Origin of the sequence: Streptomyces meridianus (assembly GCF_023703325.1) — a bacterium.
GTDB classification, from domain to species: domain Bacteria; phylum Actinomycetota; class Actinomycetes; order Streptomycetales; family Streptomycetaceae; genus Streptomyces; species Streptomyces meridianus.
Genome location: NZ_JAMQGM010000011.1, coordinates 54,516 through 71,830, shown reverse-complemented (window position 1 = coordinate 71,830; position 17,315 = coordinate 54,516). Strand labels below are relative to the sequence as shown.

The window sequence follows — 17,315 nt, the reverse complement described above, 5'->3', positions numbered from 1 at the left end:
GTCCTTGCGGTCGGGTGGTCAGACGGGCATGAGGTTGATCGGGTGGTCGTCGGTGGCCCAGAGGTACTGGACGGCGTAGGCGCGCCAGGGCCGCCAGGCGGCTGCGCGGGCGGTGAGCGCCGCGGGGGTGGCGGGCAGGCCCAACTCCTGGGCTGCGCGCCGCAGTCCGAGGTCCGTGGGCACGAAAGCATCCGGGTCGCCGAGGGCGCGCATGGCGATGACGTCGACCGTCCAGGGGCCGATGCCGGGCAGAGCGGCGAGCCTTGCGCGGGCCCGGGCCCAGTCGCTGCCGGCGTCGAGGCCGAGGCCGTCGTCGGCAAGTGCCGCGGTGATCGTCGTGAGGGTGGTGCGGCGGCTGCGGGGCAGCGCGAGGCTCTCCGGGTCGAGGGCGGTGAGGGCCTGTGCGGTGGGGAACAGATGGGTCAGTCCGCCCTGCGGGTCGTCGACCGGCTCTCCGTGGGCGAGGACGAGCCGGTGAGCGTGGGTGCGGGCCGCCGCGGTGGACACCTGCTGCCCCAGTACTGCGCGGACGGCGAACTCGGCGGCGTCGACGGTTCTCGGTACCCGTCGACCGGGGGCCTTGTCGACGAGCGGGGCGAGCACCGGATCCGCGCGGAGCTGCTCGTCCACGGCGACCGGGTCGGCGTCGAGGTCGAGGAGCCGGCGGCAGCGGCTGATGGCGCCGGTGAGGTCGCGCAGGTCGGTGAGCGAGAGGCGGCAGGCGATGTGGTCGGGGCGGGGGCGCAACTCGACCACTCCGTGGCCGTAGGGCAGGCGCAGGGTGCGCCGGTAGGCACCGCCCCGCCATTCCTCGACGCCGGGGACCGCGGTCGCCACCAGGTGCCCGAAAAGATTGTCGGGACACAGCGGGGCGCGGAAGGGCAGGCGCAGCGACAACGTCCCGGCCGTGGCCGACGGACGGCTGCCGGAGGCGCGGCGGCGCAGCTCGGTCGGGGCGAGCGCGAAGACCTCCCGGACGGTGTCGTTGAAGGTGCGCACGCTGGAGAAGCCGGCGGCGAACGCGATGTCGGCCATCGGCAGGTCGCTGGTCTCGATGAGCAGCCGCGCGGTCTGGGCCCGCTGGGCACGGGCGAGTGCCAGGGGCCCGGCGCCGAGTTCGGCGAGGAGCTGGCGTTCGATCTGGCGGGTGCTGTAACCGAGTCCGGCGGCCAGACCGGGGACCCCGCCGCGGTCGATGACACCGTCGGCGATGAGCCTCATGGCCCGGGCGGTGAGATCCGCGCGTTCGTTCCACAGCGGCGAGCCGGGGCTGGCGTCGGGCCGGCAGCGCTTGCAGGCTCGGAATCCGGACTGCTGGGCGGCGGCCGCGCTGGGGTAGAACCGCATGTTCTCGGGCTTGGGCGGGGGCACCGGGCAGCTGGGCCGGCAGTAGATCCCGGTGGTGAGGACGGCGGTGAAGAACCAGCCGTCGAAACGCGCGTCCTTGGACTGAACGGCGCGTACGCACCTGTCGATGTCGGTGTGCATGCGTCCAGCATCCGGCACGGCGGTCCGGATTACTCGCGGAAATCCGACATGGAAGTGCGCTCACCGGCTGTTTCGCCACCTCCTCTTCGCTCGGTCTCGAGCTGCGCCGGGCGAGTCGGTCCTCCGAGGCCGGCGCCCTGCAGCCGGGCTGCGCGTCAGTACCGGACCGCCCGCAGCCGCCGCCACACCGCTTTGGCCGCGTGGTGACCGGACATCCCGTGCACCCCCGGCCCCGGCGGAGTCGCGGACGAGCAGAGGAAGACGGCGGGGTGCGCGGTCTCGTACGGGACGCGGCCCAGCTTCGGTCGGATCAGCGTCTGCAGCCCCGCGAAGGCGCCGCAGCCGATGTCGCCGCCGACGTAGTTGGCGTTGTGGGCGGCCAGTTGGGGTGGTCCGGCGACCGCGCGTGCCAACACCAGGTCGCGGAATCCCGGTGCGAAACGTTCGATCTGCCGCTCCACCACGTCGGTCGCGTCGCCCTCCCAGCCGTTGGGCACGTGCCCGTAGGCCCAGTAAGTGTGTTTGCCCTCCGGTGCCCGGGCGGGGTCGACGAGGCTGGGCTGTGCGGTGATGAGGAAGGGCACGGACGGGTCGCTGCCCCCGACCGCCGCGCGCATCGCGCCGTCGATCTCCCGGTAGGTGGGGCCGACGTGCACCGTTCCGGCACGGCGCGCCGCCTCGGCCGTCCACGGCACCGGTCCGTCCAGGGCATAGTCGATCTTGAAGACGGAGGGGCCGTACCGGTAGTCGCGATAGGCGCTGCCGAGTCCGGCGATCCGGGCCAGGGCGGTGGGCGAGGTGTCGAAGACATAGGCGCGGGCGGGCGGGAGTTCGTCGAGCCGCTTGACCTCGACGCCGGTGTGGATCGTCCCGCCCAGGTCCTGGAGGTACCCGGCCAGCGCGTCGGAGATCGCCTGTGAGCCTCCGCGCGGCACGGGCCAGCCGACGGCGTGCGCCGCAAGTGCGAAGATCAGGCCGATACCGCTGGTGGCGAGTCCGGTCATGGGGGCGATGGCATGCGCTGCTAGCCCGGCGACCATCCCCTTGGCCTTGTCGCCGCGGAAGCGCCGGGCCAGCAGGGCTGCGGGCTGGGCGGCGAGCAGCCCGTAGCGGGCGTAGGTCACCGGGTCGCGGGGGAAGCCGTCCCACTGGGTGCGCAGGAAGTCCGTGGCCATCGTGTCCCACTTGCCGAGGAACGGAGCCACCAGGCGGCGGTAGGTGCCGGCGTCGTCCGAGCCGAGGGACATCGCGGTCTCGCCGACCGAACGGGACAGGACGGCGGCGGTGCCGTCCGGGAAGGGGTGGGCCATCGGCAGTTCGGAGTGCAGCCACTCGAGCCCGTACCGGGCCAGCGGCATCGCCGTGAACGCCGGCGAGCCGACACCGAGCGGATGCACGGCCGAACACGGGTCGTGCCGGAAGCCCGGCAGGGTGAGTTCTTCGGTCCGGGCTCCGCCTCCGACCGTGTCGGCAGCCTCGTACAGGGCCACCGCGAATCCGCGACGGGCGAGTTCGACAGCAGCGGTCAGCCCGTTGGGCCCGGCCCCCACCACGACCGCATCGAACATCGACGGCACTCCGGTACTCCTTCGTCGACCGACGGCCAGCCTCCCCCCGGCCGGTGATCGGCCCAGGCTGTCGCCCGCGGGCGTGCTGCCCCGGACACCGGCCCCCAGGATATGCATGTGCCGGGGGCGGGACATCTCTGTTGCCCACTCGGGCCGGGATCTTCCGGCTCACCGGCGACCGCGGGCCACGGGGCCGACCGCCCGGCGCGAGAGGCGGGGCGCCGGGCGGGCTGGTGGGAGGGAGTACGTCTGTTCTGCATCTGGCAGGACAGCAGGCCGACGGTGGAGGTCACGACCTGGTGAATGGCGTCGGGGCCCACCCTGCGGAACACCCGGGCTGCGACCGGCACGGCGGCCGTGACCGGTGCCGTCCCGTCAGGTCCGGTGCTGTCGCGCGGGCGGGGCCCGGCGCGGTCAGCCGGTCGTCAGCAGATCCAGGATCCGCCGTGCCGTGGCGGCGTCGCGGGCCGCGGTGAACGGCAGCGCGTTGCCGCCGCCGATGCGGAACGGCTCCCCCGCGACGGTGCCGCTCGTTCCTCCGGCCTCGGCGACCAGCAGCAGGCCGGCGGCGTGGTCCCACGCGTTCTCCCAGCCGAAGGCGACGGCGTCGAGTTTGCCCTGCGCGACGTACAGGTACTCCAGGCCCGCGGATCCGCACGGCCGCGGGGCGACACCGTCGACGGCCAGCCTCGCGAAGGCACGCTTCTCGACCGCACTGGTGAAGTCCGGGTGCGACGTCGCGACGGACAGCGGGGCCCCAGCGGCCGGCGAGCCGCTGCGCAGCGGCCGCCCGTCGAGCTGCGCACCCGCGCCGCGCAGGGCGACGGCCATGCTGCCGGTCGCCGGCGCATAGGTCCACGAGGCGAGCAGCTGCCCCTGGTGGGCCAGCGTGACCAGGGTCGAGAATCCCGGATCGCCGTGCACGAACTGCCGGGTCCCGTCGACGGGGTCGACGATCCACACCGGGGCGCTTGCGTGCAGGGCGTCGAGGACTCCGGCGTCGGCGGAGACGGCTTCCTCGCCGACCACCTCGGAACCGGGCAGCAGGGCCCGCAACTCCTCGGTGAGTCGCTCCTCGGCCAGCTGATCGGCGACCGTCACCAGGTCCTGCGGGCCACTCTTCTCGCTCACCTCGTGCCGGGCGAGCTTCCGGAAGCGGGGCATGATCTCGTCCGCGGCCGCCCGGCGCACCGCCTCGTCCACTGCCGCCGCCAGCTTGGTCCAGTCCTCCACGTGCAGGTCTCCGGTCATGGCCCCCACCGAACCACGCAGAAGTGACAGCGGGCTGTGGCGCGGTGATGCGGAGCGGTCGTAGGGATGAATTCCCGGTGTCACCGACCCACCGCATACCCCTGCATCGCCCGGGGATTCGCCCCCGCCGACAGCACGCCCGTCTCCGGGTCGCGGGCGACCGCGCACAGCCGTCCCTCCGACCAGGTGGCACCGACGGTGACGTCATGGCCTCGGTCCCGCAGACCCTCGATGACCTCCGCGCCGATGCGGGACTCGACCGTGACGCCGCCGGGGCGCATCTCCCGGGGGTAGAACGAACCCGGGAAGCTCTCCGTGTGCCAGTTGGGAGCGTCGATGGCGCCCTGCAGGTCGAGTCCGCCGCGCACGGGCCCACGCAACACCAGGGCCAGGAAGAAATGCACCTGCCACTGGTCCTGCTGATCGCCCCCGGGCGTGCCGAAGGCCATGACCGGTACGCCGTCGCGCAGCGCGAGCGAGGGCGTGAGTGTGGTCCGGGGGCGACGGCCCGGGGTGAGCGAGTTGGGCAGTCCGGGGTCGAGCCAGGCCATCTGGAGCCGGCTGCCCAGCGGGAATCCGAGTTCGGGGACGACCGGGTTGGACTGCAGCCAACCGCCGCTGGGCGTGGCGGAGACCATGTTGCCCCAACGGTCGACGACGTCCACGTGGCAGGTGTCGCCGCGGGTCGATCCGTCCGCAGCGACCTGCACGTCGCCGTTGTCGCCGGGTGTCGCGTGGTCGGCGACGGTCGGTTCGCCGATACCGGCTCCCTGGGGCAGGGATCCACCGCCCCGGGGCCGGTCGCCGCGGGCCACGGCACGGGCGTGTTCGCTGAGCACCGGGGTACGGCCGCCCGGGCTGCCGGGGCGCAGCTCGTGCGAGGCCCGGTCCCCGACGAGCCGACGGCGGCCGGCGTTGTAGCCGGCGGAGAGCAGGTCGTCCAGCGGCACGTCCACGGCGTCGCCGTACCAGGCCTCGCGGTCGGCCATGGCGAGCTTGGTGCCCTCGACGAGGGTGTGGACGTACTCGGCGGTCCCACAGGAAGCGAGTTCGTCGGGCAGCAGGGCCAACTGCTGGAGGAACACCGGGCCCTGGCTCCACGGACCGGGTTTGCAGACCGTCCAGCCGTTCCAGTCGTGGCGGGCCGGGGCCTCGTAGGTGGCGGACCAGTTCGCGATGTCGTCGCCGCTGAGCGTGCCGGCGTTGCGGTTTCCCGAGGTGTCGAGCGCCGGGCGGGCCGCCGCCGCACCGAGCGCCTCGGCGATGAACCCTTCGCGCCAGATGGTCCGGGCCGCGTCGATCTGCCTCTCGCGCCCGGGGCCGGCTCTCTCGGCCTCGGCGACGAGACGCTGCCAGGTACGGGCGAGCGCAGGGTTGCGGAACAGCCGTCCCGGGACGGGGAGTTCGCCACCGGGCAGGTAGACCTCGGCCGAATCGGTCCACTCGGTCTCGAAGAGCTCCCGGACCCTCGCGACGGTGGCGGCCACCCCTTCCAGCGGCGGGTGGCCGGCTCCGGCGTAGCCGATGGCGTACTTCAGCACGTCGGCGAGGTGCCGGGTGCCGTGGTCGCGCAGCAGCATCATCCAGGCGTCGAACGCACCGGGGACGGCGGCGGCGAGCGGACCGGTGCCGGGCACGAGACCCAGGCCGAGCGAGGTGTAGTGGCCGATGCTCGCCCCGGCGGGGGCCGGGCCCTGACCGCAGATGACCTGGACGGGCCCGCCGGCCGGGGCGATGAGGATCGGCACCTCGCCGGCCGGGCCGTTGAGGTGCGGCTCGACGACGTGCAGGACGAACGCGGCGGCGACGGCCGCGTCGTAGGCGTTGCCGCCGTCCTCCAGCACGGCCATGGCCGACTGCGAGGCCAGCCAGTGGGTGGAGGAGACCATGCCGAAGGTGCCCTGGAGGGTGGGGCGGGTGGTGAAGGACATACGTGCTCCTCGCCGTGGGGCGCCGGTCCGGCGACTGTACGGCCGCCGCTGCCGCAGGAGCCGCACGTACGGCGGAGGGTACGTGTCCCTCCCCGGCCCGTCACCAGGGCATCCCGCCGTGCAACCCTCGGAACCTTCGGTCCCCCGTTCGCGAGGACGCCTTCCGGCTCCGCCCCGGATGCCCGCCGTGCGCGCATCGTCAGTCCACGGCATCGTTCACGCGACAACGACATCGCCTGCTCAGCCCCCGCCGCCTGCACCTGCTCAGATGCACGGCTTCGGCTTCGGCTTCGACGGCGCCCGCGTCATCGAACCGGTCGATCCGCAGCCCGGTCGGGGACGGCGGGACGACGCGTGCGGTCGGAGTACCGCCTGATGGCAGCCCGGCCTTCGACGAGGGGGGTCAGGCCGTCGAGAAGTGCTGTGAGCCCGGATTCGAAGAGCGCGTCGAAACACAGGTCATAGCCGTCATCGAAGGCTGCCAGCACCTTGGCGAAAGTGGGGAAGCGGCCGGACTGCGCCAGTTCGCGCAGGACGGGGGCCCGGCTGTCCATCCACTGGTCTTCCGACTGTCCTGTGGAGGCTTGGGCGTGTGCTTCCCATTCCAGATGCACTGCCAGGCCCTGGACATGGCTGTAGATCAGGACGTACGCGTCGAACAGGGTGGTGGGATCCAGGCCGTGACCGTCGAGGGCACTCAACATCCGTTCACCGTGACGCATCAGATTGGGCACGAGCAACGGGCGGCTGAGAGAGCCGAGTTGGGCCAACCACGGGTGCCTGCGGTACAGGGTCCAGAGGGTCCGAGCGGCAAGCTCGATGCGGGAGCGCCACCCCTCCGGCGCATCGGCGGGATACGTCTCTTCACCGAACGCGGCATCGGCCATCAGCAGGACGAGGTCGTCCTTGCTGGGGACGTACCGATAGGGCGACATGGCGGCAACGCCGAGTCGTGCCGCGACGCCACGCATGGACAGGGCGGACAGCCCTTCGGTGTCAGCGATCTCGACGGCCGTACGGACGATGCGATCGAGGGTCAGCTCCTGCTCGGAGGACGGAGCGGACAGCATCTGCCTGCGGGGCTGCGTTGCGGGAGTGGATCCGGCGACAACGGTGCCCACTCGGGGGCGGGTCTCGACAAGCCCCTCGAGGCGAAGGGTGCTCAGGGCCTTGGTGGCGGTGGCGAGCGCGACACCCCACTCCCCGGCGATACGGCGGGTCGAGGGCACCCGGTCTCCAGGACCCAGTTCCCCGTCCTCGATCCGGCGGCGGATCTCGGCAACGATGCGCAGATAGGGCGGCCGACCGGACGCATTTGTGAGCTTCGTCATACCTTCACGCCTTCCTGTCCTGTACTAGTGCAGAGCCTATCGGCGGGGATGCCGCACAGAGGACAACTGCCCTAGTACAGAGCTTGTCTTCGACCACTTGAGAGGGCCGTGCGTACATCGTACGTTCAGGATGCGTACAGCGTATTGGAGGAGTTCGCCATGCAGACCGTTCTCATCTCCGGTGGCGGAATCGCCGGACCCGTGCTCGCCTACTGGCTTCGACACCACGGATGCGAGGCCACCGTCATCGAACGCGCCCCGGGCCCGCGCCCTGGCGGCCAGGCCGTGGACATTCGCGGCGTCGCGCTCGACGTCGTGGAGCGGATGGGCCTGCTGGCCCCCGCACGAGACGCGCGCACCCGGATGCGCGGCATGTCGATCCTCGACCCCGAAGGCCACGAGATCGATCGCTCCACCGAGGCCACCTTCAGCAGCGGCCGGCTCGACAGCGACGACATCGAGCTGCTGCGCGAGGACCTGGTGCGGATGGTGTACGAACACACACGCACCGACGTCGAGTACCTCTTCGACGACAGCATCACTGCGCTCGACGAGGACAGGACCGGCGTTCACGTCTCCTTCGCCCACGGGGCGCCCCGCACCTACGACCTGGTGATCGGGGCCGACGGCCTCCACTCGACGGTCCGGCGCCTGAGGTTCGGCCCCGAGGAGCCGTTCGTCCGTCACCTGGGCAGCTACCTGTCCGTGTTCAGCGCGGACAACTTCCTCGCGCTGGACCACTGGCAGCTGTGGCTGCGCGACGGCGACGCGGGATTCGGCATCATGCCCGTTCGCGACAACAGCGAACTCAGGATCGCCTTCGGCTTCCAGTCCGGGCCGCTCGGTCATGGCCTCAACGGCAACGGGGCCCTTCGGAAACTTGTCGCGGACAGGCTCGCCTCCTTGAAATGGGAAGGAACTCGCCTGGCCGAGGCCGCCCACGACGCAGCGGACTTCTACTGCGACGCCATGGCCCAGATCCGGATGGACCACTGGTCGCGGGGCAGGGTGGCCCTCCTCGGAGACGCCGCCCATTGCCCCTCTCCCCTCTCCGGGCAGGGCACCAGCCTCGCCCTCGTGGGCGCCTACGTGCCGGCCGCCTGTCTCGCCCAGGCCCGCGGCGATCACCCAGCCGCGTTCTCCCACTACGAGCGGCGGATGCGACCGTTCGTCGACCTCAACCAGGCCCTGGCCACGGAGAACCCGGGTGGACCCGCCGCCGAGGCATCCGTCGCGCACGCCAAGAACGCGCTGGCGCTGGACGGATAGGTCCTGTTCGCGGCGCCGAAAGCGATGGGCTGCCTCGGCCCGGGCAGGGTGGTCCGGCTCGGGACACCGGATGCGGTCCGGTGGAGGCGCGCCGAGTCCGCCTCCGCCGGACCGCGTTCACCCGCGCCGATCCGTCGCTCTCCTCCCCGGCAGCATCAGGGCCGTGTAGACCAGCAGGGCGCTCGCCAGGCCGATCGCCCAGCCGTAGTCGGCCAGCGGCCGGAGCGCGGGGATCAGTCCGTCCTCCGGGAACGGCCCCTTGCCGGGCGCGGAGTGCGAGCCGCCCACCGCCAGCAGGCTGCCGACGCCGAACGCCACGAGCGCCCGCCAGTTCCACCCCGCCGCGTACCAGTAGCGGCCACCCGGACGGTACAGGTCCGCGAGGTCCAGGACCGTCCGGCGGACCAGCCAGTAGTCCGCGATGAGGATGCCGGCCACCGTGCCGAGCAGCCCGCCGACGACGCCGAGCCAGGTGAAGATGTACAGCTCCGGTGTCGCGATCAGCTTCCACGGAAAGATGATCACGCCGACGATGCCGGTGATCAGCGCGCCGGTGCGGAAGTTGATGAGCTTCGGCGCCAGGTTGGCGAGGTCATAGGCCGGTGAAACGACATTCGCGGCGACGTTCACGGAGATCGTCGCGATGAGCACGGTGACCAGGGCGAACAGCAGACCGAAGGCGTTGTCAGTCTTCCCCGCCAGCGCCACCGGGTCCCACAGCGCCTCGCCGTAGACGACCTGCGAACCGGATGTCACGAGGACGGAGAGCAGCGCGAAGGCCGTCATGGTGGTGGGCAGTCCGAGCGTCTGGCCCCACACCTGGGCCCGCTGGCCCTTGCCGAAGCGGGTGAAGTCCGGAATGTTGAGCGACAGCGTCGCCCAGAACCCGATCATGCCCATGAGCGCCGGGAAGAAGACCGTCCAGAACTCCGGTCCCCAGCCGAGCTTCGAGGGCTCGTGCAGCAGCGGGCCGAAGCCGCCCGCCTTGGCGGCGATCCACACCAGCAGGACGACCGCGCCGACGAGCACGAAGGGCGCAGCCCAGTTCTCGAAGCGCCGCAGGGTCTCCATTCCGCGGTAGATGATGGCCAGTTCGAGTGCCCAGAAGACGACGAAGCAGAGCCACAGGGTCCACGGGTAGCCGCCGATCGCCGTGGCCTTCTCCCAGCCGCCGCCGAAGAGCTTGCCGAGCAGGATGTAGATGCCCTGTCCGCCGATCCAGGTCTGGATGCCGAACCAGGCGCAGGCGACGGCGGCCCGGATGAGCGCGGGCAGGTTGGCGCCGCGCAGCCCGAAGGAGGCTCGGGCGAGCACCGGGAACGGGATGCCGTACTTCGGGCCGGCGTGCCCGGTGAGCAGCATGGGCAGCAGGACGATCACGTTCGCCAGGGCGATCGTGAAGACGGCCTGCTTCCAGTCCATGCCCAGCGCCACCAGGCCCGACGCCAGCGTCCAGGACGGGATGTTGTGAGCCATGCCGACCCACAGTGCGGTGAAGTTGTACGTGGTCCAGTGTCGTTCGGCGACCGGCACCGGTTGCAGGTCGCCGTTGGCGAAGGGGCCCTCGGGCAGCGTGCTGCCGTCGGCGAGTTCCACCCGCCCGTCAGGGTGTGTGGTCTGTATGCCGGACGGTGGGGGCGGGACTGTCGCGGTCATCGTCACCTCAACTCAGCGCAGGAATGATGCTCGATCCGTAGGTGTCGACGACCGACTCCTTGGCGTCGTGCATGGCGTAGATCGCGAACTGGTCCACGCCCAGCTCCCGCAGCGCCGTCAGTTTCTCGATGTGCGCCTCGACCGGGCCGAGCAGGCAGAACCGGTCGACGATGTCGTCGGGCACGAAGTCGGTGGACGGATTGCCGGCCCGTCCGTGATGGCTGTAGTCGTAGCCCTGACGCTTCTTGATGTAGTCGGTCAGGGCCTCGGGCACCATGTCGGAGTGCTCGCCGTAGCGGCTGACGAGGTCGGCGACGTGGTTGCCGACCATGCCGCCGAACCAGCGGCACTGCTCACGGGCGTGGGACAGGCCCGCGTCCGTGCCGTCGGTGACGTAAGCGGGGGCGGCGACGCAGATGGTCAGCGAGTCCGGGTCCCGGCCCGCGTCCGCGGCGGCCTGGCGCACCGCCTTGACCATCCACTCCGTCAGGTAGGGGTCGGCGAGTTGGAGGATGAATCCGTCGGCCTTCTGCCCGGTCAGCGCGAGCGCCTTCGGGCCGTAGGCCGCCATCCACACCGGCAGCTTCCCGTCGCTGATCCAGGGGATCCGCAGCGGCCTGCCGTCGACCACGGCCTCCCGGCCCTCGGCGAGGTCTCGGATGACGCCCATCGCCTCGCCGAGCCGGGCCAGTGTGTTGGGCTTGCGCCCGGCCACCCGCATCGCCGAGTCGCCGCGGCCGATGCCGCACACGGTGCGGTTGCCGTACATGTCGTTGAGCGTGGCGAAGGTGGAGGCGGTGACCTCCCAGGTGCGGGTTCCCGGGTTGGTCACCATCGGGCCGACGATCAACCGCTCGGTGTGCTCGAGGATGCGGCTGTAGATGACGAACGGCTCCTGCCACAGCACGGCGGAGTCGAACGTCCAGCCGTGGGTGAATCCCTGCTGTTCAGCTCTTCGCATCAGATCCAACACGCCGGAGGCGGGGGGATCGGTCTGCAGGACGAGTCCGAAGTCCATGGTCGCTCCCGGCTCTCAGATGTTCTGGCAGATGCCGCGGGGCACGTACTGGCCATGTCCGGCCCGCCCCGTGTACGTCCGGTCGGTGATGATCTCCTCGCCGCGCGAGAGCACGGTCTCGACCCGGCCGGTGATCCGCTTGCCCTCGTAGGCGGAGTAGTCGACGTTCATGTGGTGCGTGTCGACCGACAGCATCTGCTCGGCGTGCGGATCGTAGACGACGATGTCGGCGTCGGCGCCCGGGGCGACCGTGCCCTTCTTCGGGTACAGCCCGAACATGCGCGCCGGGGCGGCGCAGGCGATGTCGATCCAGCGGCGGCGGGAGATGTGCCCGTCGACGACCGCCTGGTGCAGCAGGTCCATCCGGTGCTCGACGCCCGGCATCCCGTTGGGGATCTTCGAGAAGTCGCCGCGGCCCAGCTCCTTCTGCCCGTTGAAGCAGAACGGGCAGTGGTCGGTCGAGACCACCTGGAGGTCGTCGGTGCGCAACCCGCGCCAGAGGGCCGCCTGGTGCTCCTTGGGGCGAAGCGGCGTGCTGCACACGTACTTGGCGCCTTCGAAGTCCGGCTCGGCGAGGTTGTCGGTGGACAGGAAGAGGTACTGCGGGCAGGTCTCGCCGAACACCGGGAGCCCCTTGTCCCGCGCCTGGGTCAGTTCGGCGACGGCCTCCTCGGCCGAGACGTGCACGACGTAGAGCGGCGCACCGGCGACCCGGGCCAGCTGGATGGCGCGGTGGGTGGCCTCGGCCTCCAGCAGCGCCTTGCGGACCTCGCCGTGGTGGCGCGGGTCGGTGCGTCCGGCGGCCAGGGCCTGTTCGACCAGGACGTCGATGGCGATGCCGTTCTCGGCGTGCATCATGATCAGTCCGCCGTTGTCGGCGGAGCGCTGCATGGCACGCAGGATCTGCCCGTCGTCGCTGTAGAAGACGCCGGGGTAGGCCATGAACAGCTTGAAGGAGGTGATGCCCTCCTCCACCAGGCGGTCCATCTCCTTGAGTGAACCCTCGTTCACGTCGGAGAGGATCATGTGGAAGGCGTAGTCGACGGCGCACTGGCCGTCGGCCTTCGCGTACCAGGCGTCGAGCCCCTCGCGCAGGCTCGCGCCCTTGGACTGCACCGCGAAGTCGACGATGGTGGTCGTGCCGCCCCAGGCGGCGGCGCGGGTGCCGGTCTCGAAGGTGTCGGAGGCGAAGGTGCCACCGAACGGCAGTTCCATGTGCGTGTGCGCGTCCACGCCGCCGGGGATCACGTACTTGCCGGTGGCGTCGATCGTGCGGTCGGCGGTCCAGCCCTGCGCGCAGGCGCTGTCGTGGGCGGCGAGTGCGGCGATCCGGCCGTCCTCGACGAGGACGTCGGCGTGGGTTTCGTCGGCGGCGGTGATGACGAGTCCGCCCCGGATGACGGTACGGGTCATGGCTGTTCCGTTCCTCCGATGGTGTTCTGGACCTGCGTCAGGGCGGCTTCCAGCGCTGCCGTGCCCTCCTCGGCCTCGGCGATGTTGAGGGAGAGCGGCGGCGCGATGCGCAGGGTGTTGCCGTGCCGACCGCCCTTGCCGATGAGCAGGCCCTGCTCGCGGGCGTGTTCGAGGGCGAGGGAGGCCGCCTCGGGCGAGGGGGAGCCGTCCGCGGCGACCAGTTCGATGCCGATCATCAGTCCCCGGCCGCGGACTTCACGGACGACGGGCAGGCGGGCTGCGGTCGCCCGCAGCCGTTCGATGAGCAGACCGCCGACACGCCTGGCATTGCCCTGGAGGTCGTGCTCCAGCAGGTAGTTGAGGTTGGCGAGGCCGGCAGCCATGGTGACGGGGCTGCCGCCGAAGGTGGAGATGGAGTTGGCGCCGAGGCAGTTCATGACCTCGGCACGGGCCACGACACCCCCGATGGACATCCCGTTGCCGATCCCCTTGGCGAAGGTCAGCATGTCGGGCGGCCCGGAGGCGGCGTGCGCCTGCCAGCCCCAGAAGTGCTCGCCGGTGCGTCCCCAGCCGGTCTGCACCTCGTCGCTGATCCACAGGATGCCGTGACGGTCGAGGACTTCACGGAACGCGGCGAACAGCCCGTCCGGCGCCGAGGTGAACCCGCCGACGCCCTGGACGGGTTCGGCGATCAGCGCGGCGACGTTGCCGTGGGTCTGGGCGAGCATGTCCTCGAGGTCCTCGACACACGCGTCGGTGAACTCCGCGTCGGACAGGGCCGCGTAGGGACCCGCGTCCCGCACGCCGCCCTGGACGAACAGGGTCTGGAGCGGCGACAGACTCGTGGGCGACCAGCCGGCGTTGCCGGTGATGCCGACCGTGGAGAACGACCGCCCGTGGTAGCTGTTGCGCATCGCCAGGATCTGGTTGGACCGGCGGTACGTCGTGGCCAGCAGCAGCGCGGCGTCGTTCGCCTCGGTGCCGGATGTGGTGAAGAAGACGCGGGCGTCGGGGATCCCGGAGAGGGTGGCGATCCGTTCGGCAAGCTCCACCATGTGGCGATCGAGGTACAGCGTCGAGGTGTGCAGGATCCGGCCGGCCTGCTCGCTGACGGCCTTGGTCACCTCGGGCAGGGCGTGGGCGGTCATCGTGGTGAGGATGCCGCCGAAGAAGTCGAGGTAGCGCCTGCCCTCGGCGTCCCAGACGTGCCGCCCCTCGCCGTGGGTGAGTTCGAGCGGCTCGCGGTAGTAGAGCGCAAGCCACTCGGGCATCACCGTCCGGTGCCGGTCGTACAGCGTGGGGTGGCCGGGCGACGACGACGGCAGGCTCACGGCTGCACCAGCCCGTCGTACGCCTCCGGGCGGCGGTCGCGGTAGAAGGCCCACTGCTGCCGGACCTCGTCGATCATGTCGAAGTCGAGGTCGCGGACGACGAGTTCCTCCTCCTTGTCGCTGGCGACGTCACCGACGAACTGACCGCGCGGGTCGACGAAGTAGCTCGTGCCGTAGAAGTCGTTGTCGCCGTACTCCTCCTGGCCGACGCGGTTGATCGCGGCGATGAAGTACTCGTTGGCGACTGCCGCGGCGGGCTGTTCCAGCTGCCACAGGTAGGCGGACAGGCCGCGGGAGGTGGCGGAGGGGTTGTAGACGATCTGTGCCCCTTCCAGGCCCAGGGCGCGCCAGCCCTCCGGGAAGTGGCGGTCGTAGCAGATGTAGACGCCGACACGGCCGACGGCGGTGTCGAACACGGGCCAGCCAAGGTTTCCGGGCTTGAAGTAGTACTTCTCCCAGAACCCCTTGACCTGCGGGATGTGGTGCTTGCGGTACTTCCCGAGGTAACTGCCGTCGGCGTCGATGACTGCGGCGGTGTTGTAGTAGAAGCCGGGCTTCTCGATCTCGAAGACAGGGACGACGATGACCATGCCGGTCTCGCGGGCCAGCGCCTGCATGCGCTGGACGGTCGGTCCGTCCGGCACCGCCTCCGCCCAACGGTAGTGCTCGGGTTCCTGGACCTGGCAGAAGTACGGTGCGTTGAAGACCTCTTGGAAACCGATCACCTCGGCACCCTGACGCGCTGCCTCGCGTGCGTGTTCCTCATGCTTCGCGATCATGGACTCGGTGTCGCCGGTCCAGGTCGCCTGGACGAGTGCGGCGCGGACAACTTTGGCCACGGACTGCTCCTTACACTGCGCTTCGCGGGGGTCGCCCCCGTCACTTCCGCTGACGTCAGAGAGCCTCTACGCACGTAGACACGTGAACGTAGATGCAGAACCTAAGCCCAGCTACCGACGGTGGCAAGAGCATCGACTGGCCGCAACAAAGTCGATCACGTTTCGTACCGCAACGGGCCACAGCCGGTCCCGTCGTGCTGCGTTCAGAACGTGATAGCGATGCCGACGTGCGGCCGTTTGCCGAGGCGCAGCAGTGCACCGCCGCTGTCCACGAGGCGGAAACGCCAGCCGTACTTGCGGGCAAGAAGCCTGCGGACGGTGCCGGTTCCCTCGGCGTCGAGCAATCGGGCCCGGCCCTCGGCCACGGGGGCTTCGGGTGCGGTCCGGCCACGGGCGTCGCACGGGGCGACCGTGACCCGGTCGTTGTTGCGAATGCGCTTGACCTTGCCCGAGTCGTCCCGGGTCCACACGTACAGCGTGCTGCCGTCGGACGCGGCCCACACCGGGGTGGGCACGGCCGTGCCGGACCGGCGGAAGGTGACGAGGCTGATGTAGGGGCTGTCGGCGAGTTCTTCGGGGATCATGTCGCGGAAGCCTAGGCCTACGTCCCGGCACGAGGCTGACAGGCGGCGCTGTCGAGCGGGTTGGGTTGTGGTGTGGGGCAAGGGGATCTCTGCCGCCCGCGGTCCCGCGGACAGCGTCCGCCGGGTGAATTTCCGCCGGCCCCTGTGACCCGGACGGAGCCGCCGATTTGCAGTCCCTGGAGCGCTGGAGTTCTGTCAGGTGCGGGGATGCCCGTTGTTCACGGCAGGGGCGTCGTCGTCCCGCCTTTGCGTTGGGAGGAACGCCCATGACACGCCCCGTACGCCCGAGACCCCGCACGCTCGGGGCCGCCCTGCTGCTCTGCGTGCCCCTGGTCGCCGGGGCCCCCACCACGGCCGTGGCGAAGGCCCGCGCCGGCGGCGCCTCGCTCACCGTGGAGGAGCGGCGGCTCTTCCGGCCCGTACCGCAGGAGATCCTGCGGCGCAGCGGGTTCGACTCGGTGGGGCCGGAGTTCGCGCATGCCCTGGCGGAGGTGCGGACGTACCGGCAGGCCCGGCACGTCGTCGGCCGGTGCGGGAGTGCGCTGTGGCGGCGGGCCGTCGACCGGGCACAGGGGCGCGGCCCGAAAGGGGGCGACCTCAGTCGCAGCGACGACCGCCCGTTGTACTGGGCCCGGCTGGCCATGAGCAGCTCGCTGCGGGAGTGGGAGCCGTCCTTCGGACTGTCGCAGGGCGGCCGTGAGGCGCTGCTCGACCGGCTCGAGCGGACCTCGCGCGGAGAGGACTCGATCGACCTGCCCCCCGGCGCCGGCATCAAGCGGGTCGTGGTCACGGGCTTCGACCCGTTCCAGCTGGACGCGGACATCCGCCACAGCAATCCGTCGGGAACATCTGCGCTCCTGCTGGACGGCAGGACGATCAGCACGCCCGCCGGCCCCGCCCGTGTCGAAACGGCCGTCTTCCCGGTGCGCTGGGCGGACTTCACGCGCGGGACGGTCGAGCGGACGTTGCTCCCGCACCTCGAGAACGGGCCCCGCCGTGCCGACGCGGTCGTCAATGTCAGCCAGGGCTCGGGTACTTGGTTCGACGTGGACCGCTTCTTCGGCGCGTGGCGCGGCGGCACTCCGGACAACGACAACGTGTCGCGGACGGGGACCGTACCGATCCCGCCCTGGGCCCCCACGGTCCGGCCGCAGCCGCAGTGGACGACGACCACCCTGCCGTACGAGGAACTCGTCGCGGCCCGCTCCAGACCGTTCCCGGTGCGCGACAACACCGCCGTGGTCGAGATTCCGGCAGGCGCGAGCGAGCCGGTGGAGCGACCCGACGGGCCGACTCCCGGCTCCCGGGCCCGCGCGGGCGGTGCCGGGAACTACCTCGCCAACGAGATCGGGTACCGCTCCACACTGCTGCGCGACGCGCTCCGGCTCCGCATTCCCGGAGGGCACGTGCACACCCCGCTGCTGAGCTTCGGCCGGGGCAACACCGACCCGGCCACCGGCCGCATCTCCGACCCCTTCCTCGTACGCGAGCGGCTGGCCATCACGCGTCAGGTGACCGGCCTCGTCGCGATCGCCACGAGCGCGGAGGGTCCGCAGCCGCACGACCGGCCGGAGGCCCGGCGAGGGTGGCGGACGAGCGGCGCCCGCTGACCCGCATCGCCCCCGCCGTGGGCCGG

13 protein-coding genes are annotated in these 17,315 nt (G+C 71.1%); 2 read left to right on the top strand and 11 right to left on the bottom strand.

From position 1 onward, the window contains the following. Positions 1–18 precede the first annotated feature (18 nt). From M1E25_RS04910 to M1E25_RS04890, 5 genes are all read right to left on the bottom strand, one after another. Positions 19–1,488, bottom strand: a complete 1,470-nt coding sequence (locus M1E25_RS04910) for an AlkA N-terminal domain-containing protein (RefSeq protein WP_251410113.1) — start codon at positions 1,486–1,488, stop codon at positions 19–21. A gap of 155 nt (positions 1,489–1,643) precedes the next feature. After that, positions 1,644–3,065: a phytoene desaturase family protein gene (locus M1E25_RS04905; protein ID WP_251410109.1), complete on the bottom strand. Its 1,422-nt coding sequence runs from the start codon at positions 3,063–3,065 to the stop codon at positions 1,644–1,646. Positions 3,066–3,470: 405 nt separating this feature from the next. Continuing rightward, complete coding sequence (locus tag M1E25_RS04900; RefSeq protein ID WP_251410106.1) at positions 3,471–4,307, bottom strand: inositol monophosphatase family protein; 837 nt, start codon at positions 4,305–4,307, stop codon at positions 3,471–3,473. A gap of 80 nt (positions 4,308–4,387) precedes the next feature. After that, positions 4,388–6,238 (bottom strand): gamma-glutamyltransferase family protein, encoded by a 1,851-nt coding sequence (locus tag M1E25_RS04895; RefSeq protein WP_251410103.1) that lies wholly within the window; start codon positions 6,236–6,238, stop codon positions 4,388–4,390. Positions 6,239–6,543: 305 nt separating this feature from the next. Then, complete coding sequence (locus tag M1E25_RS04890; RefSeq protein WP_251410100.1) at positions 6,544–7,569, bottom strand: TetR/AcrR family transcriptional regulator C-terminal domain-containing protein; 1,026 nt, start codon at positions 7,567–7,569, stop codon at positions 6,544–6,546. Positions 7,570–7,728: 159 nt separating this feature from the next. On the opposite strand from M1E25_RS04890, the gene M1E25_RS04885 reads away from it, so the two are divergent. Further along, positions 7,729–8,838 carry an FAD-dependent monooxygenase gene (locus M1E25_RS04885; protein ID WP_251410098.1) on the top strand — a complete coding sequence of 370 codons (1,110 nt, stop codon included), beginning with the start codon at positions 7,729–7,731 and terminating at the stop codon, positions 8,836–8,838. A 117-nt stretch (positions 8,839–8,955) separates the two neighbouring features. On the opposite strand, the gene M1E25_RS04880 is transcribed toward M1E25_RS04885, so the two are convergent. From M1E25_RS04880 to M1E25_RS04855, 6 genes are all read right to left on the bottom strand, one after another. Beyond that, the gene (locus tag M1E25_RS04880) at positions 8,956–10,494 is read right to left on the bottom strand and encodes an NCS1 family nucleobase:cation symporter-1 (protein WP_251410094.1); all 1,539 of its coding nucleotides are present in this window, start codon (positions 10,492–10,494) and stop codon (positions 8,956–8,958) included. Positions 10,495–10,501: 7 nt separating this feature from the next. Then, positions 10,502–11,512: a TIGR03842 family LLM class F420-dependent oxidoreductase gene (locus M1E25_RS04875; RefSeq protein ID WP_251410092.1), complete on the bottom strand. Its 1,011-nt coding sequence runs from the start codon at positions 11,510–11,512 to the stop codon at positions 10,502–10,504. A 15-nt stretch (positions 11,513–11,527) separates the two neighbouring features. Further along, positions 11,528–12,925 carry a dihydropyrimidinase gene (hydA, locus tag M1E25_RS04870; RefSeq protein ID WP_251410089.1) on the bottom strand — a complete coding sequence of 466 codons (1,398 nt, stop codon included), beginning with the start codon at positions 12,923–12,925 and terminating at the stop codon, positions 11,528–11,530. Continuing rightward, positions 12,922–14,196, bottom strand: coding sequence for an aspartate aminotransferase family protein (locus M1E25_RS04865; protein ID WP_251410173.1), 1,275 nt, complete (start codon positions 14,194–14,196; stop codon positions 12,922–12,924). The genes hydA and M1E25_RS04865 overlap by 4 nt, the downstream gene beginning before the upstream one ends. Before the next feature lie 56 nt (positions 14,197–14,252). Beyond that, positions 14,253–15,095, bottom strand: coding sequence for a nitrilase-related carbon-nitrogen hydrolase (locus M1E25_RS04860; protein ID WP_251410086.1), 843 nt, complete (start codon positions 15,093–15,095; stop codon positions 14,253–14,255). A 203-nt stretch (positions 15,096–15,298) separates the two neighbouring features. Continuing rightward, entirely contained in the window at positions 15,299–15,679 is a 381-nt protein-coding gene (locus M1E25_RS04855; protein WP_251410082.1) for a PPOX class F420-dependent oxidoreductase, read from the bottom strand. A gap of 266 nt (positions 15,680–15,945) precedes the next feature. Between M1E25_RS04855 and M1E25_RS04850 the strand changes: the two genes are divergently transcribed. Continuing rightward, the gene (locus M1E25_RS04850; RefSeq protein WP_251410079.1) at positions 15,946–17,289 is read left to right on the top strand and encodes a pyroglutamyl-peptidase I; all 1,344 of its coding nucleotides are present in this window, start codon (positions 15,946–15,948) and stop codon (positions 17,287–17,289) included. Positions 17,290–17,315: the final 26 nt, after the last annotated feature.

What these genes read in the sequence shown, in the direction of transcription:
- M1E25_RS04910 (WP_251410113.1), bottom strand. Translation starts at nt 1,488, where the DNA reads ATGCACACCGACATCGACAGGTGCGTACGCGCCGTTCAGTCCAAGGAC.
- M1E25_RS04900 (WP_251410106.1), bottom strand. Translation starts at nt 4,307, where the DNA reads ATGACCGGAGACCTGCACGTGGAGGACTGGACCAAGCTGGCGGCGGCA.
- M1E25_RS04895 (WP_251410103.1), bottom strand. Translation starts at nt 6,238, where the DNA reads ATGTCCTTCACCACCCGCCCCACCCTCCAGGGCACCTTCGGCATGGTC.
- M1E25_RS04890 (WP_251410100.1), bottom strand. Translation starts at nt 7,569, where the DNA reads ATGACGAAGCTCACAAATGCGTCCGGTCGGCCGCCCTATCTGCGCATC.
- M1E25_RS04885 (WP_251410098.1), top strand. Translation starts at nt 7,729, where the DNA reads ATGCAGACCGTTCTCATCTCCGGTGGCGGAATCGCCGGACCCGTGCTC.
- M1E25_RS04880 (WP_251410094.1), bottom strand. Translation starts at nt 10,494, where the DNA reads ATGACCGCGACAGTCCCGCCCCCACCGTCCGGCATACAGACCACACAC.
- M1E25_RS04875 (WP_251410092.1), bottom strand. Translation starts at nt 11,512, where the DNA reads ATGGACTTCGGACTCGTCCTGCAGACCGATCCCCCCGCCTCCGGCGTG.
- hydA (WP_251410089.1), bottom strand. Translation starts at nt 12,925, where the DNA reads ATGACCCGTACCGTCATCCGGGGCGGACTCGTCATCACCGCCGCCGAC.
- M1E25_RS04865 (WP_251410173.1), bottom strand. Translation starts at nt 14,196, where the DNA reads ATGCCCGAGTGGCTTGCGCTCTACTACCGCGAGCCGCTCGAACTCACC.
- M1E25_RS04855 (WP_251410082.1), bottom strand. Translation starts at nt 15,679, where the DNA reads ATGATCCCCGAAGAACTCGCCGACAGCCCCTACATCAGCCTCGTCACC.
- M1E25_RS04850 (WP_251410079.1), top strand. Translation starts at nt 15,946, where the DNA reads ATGACACGCCCCGTACGCCCGAGACCCCGCACGCTCGGGGCCGCCCTG.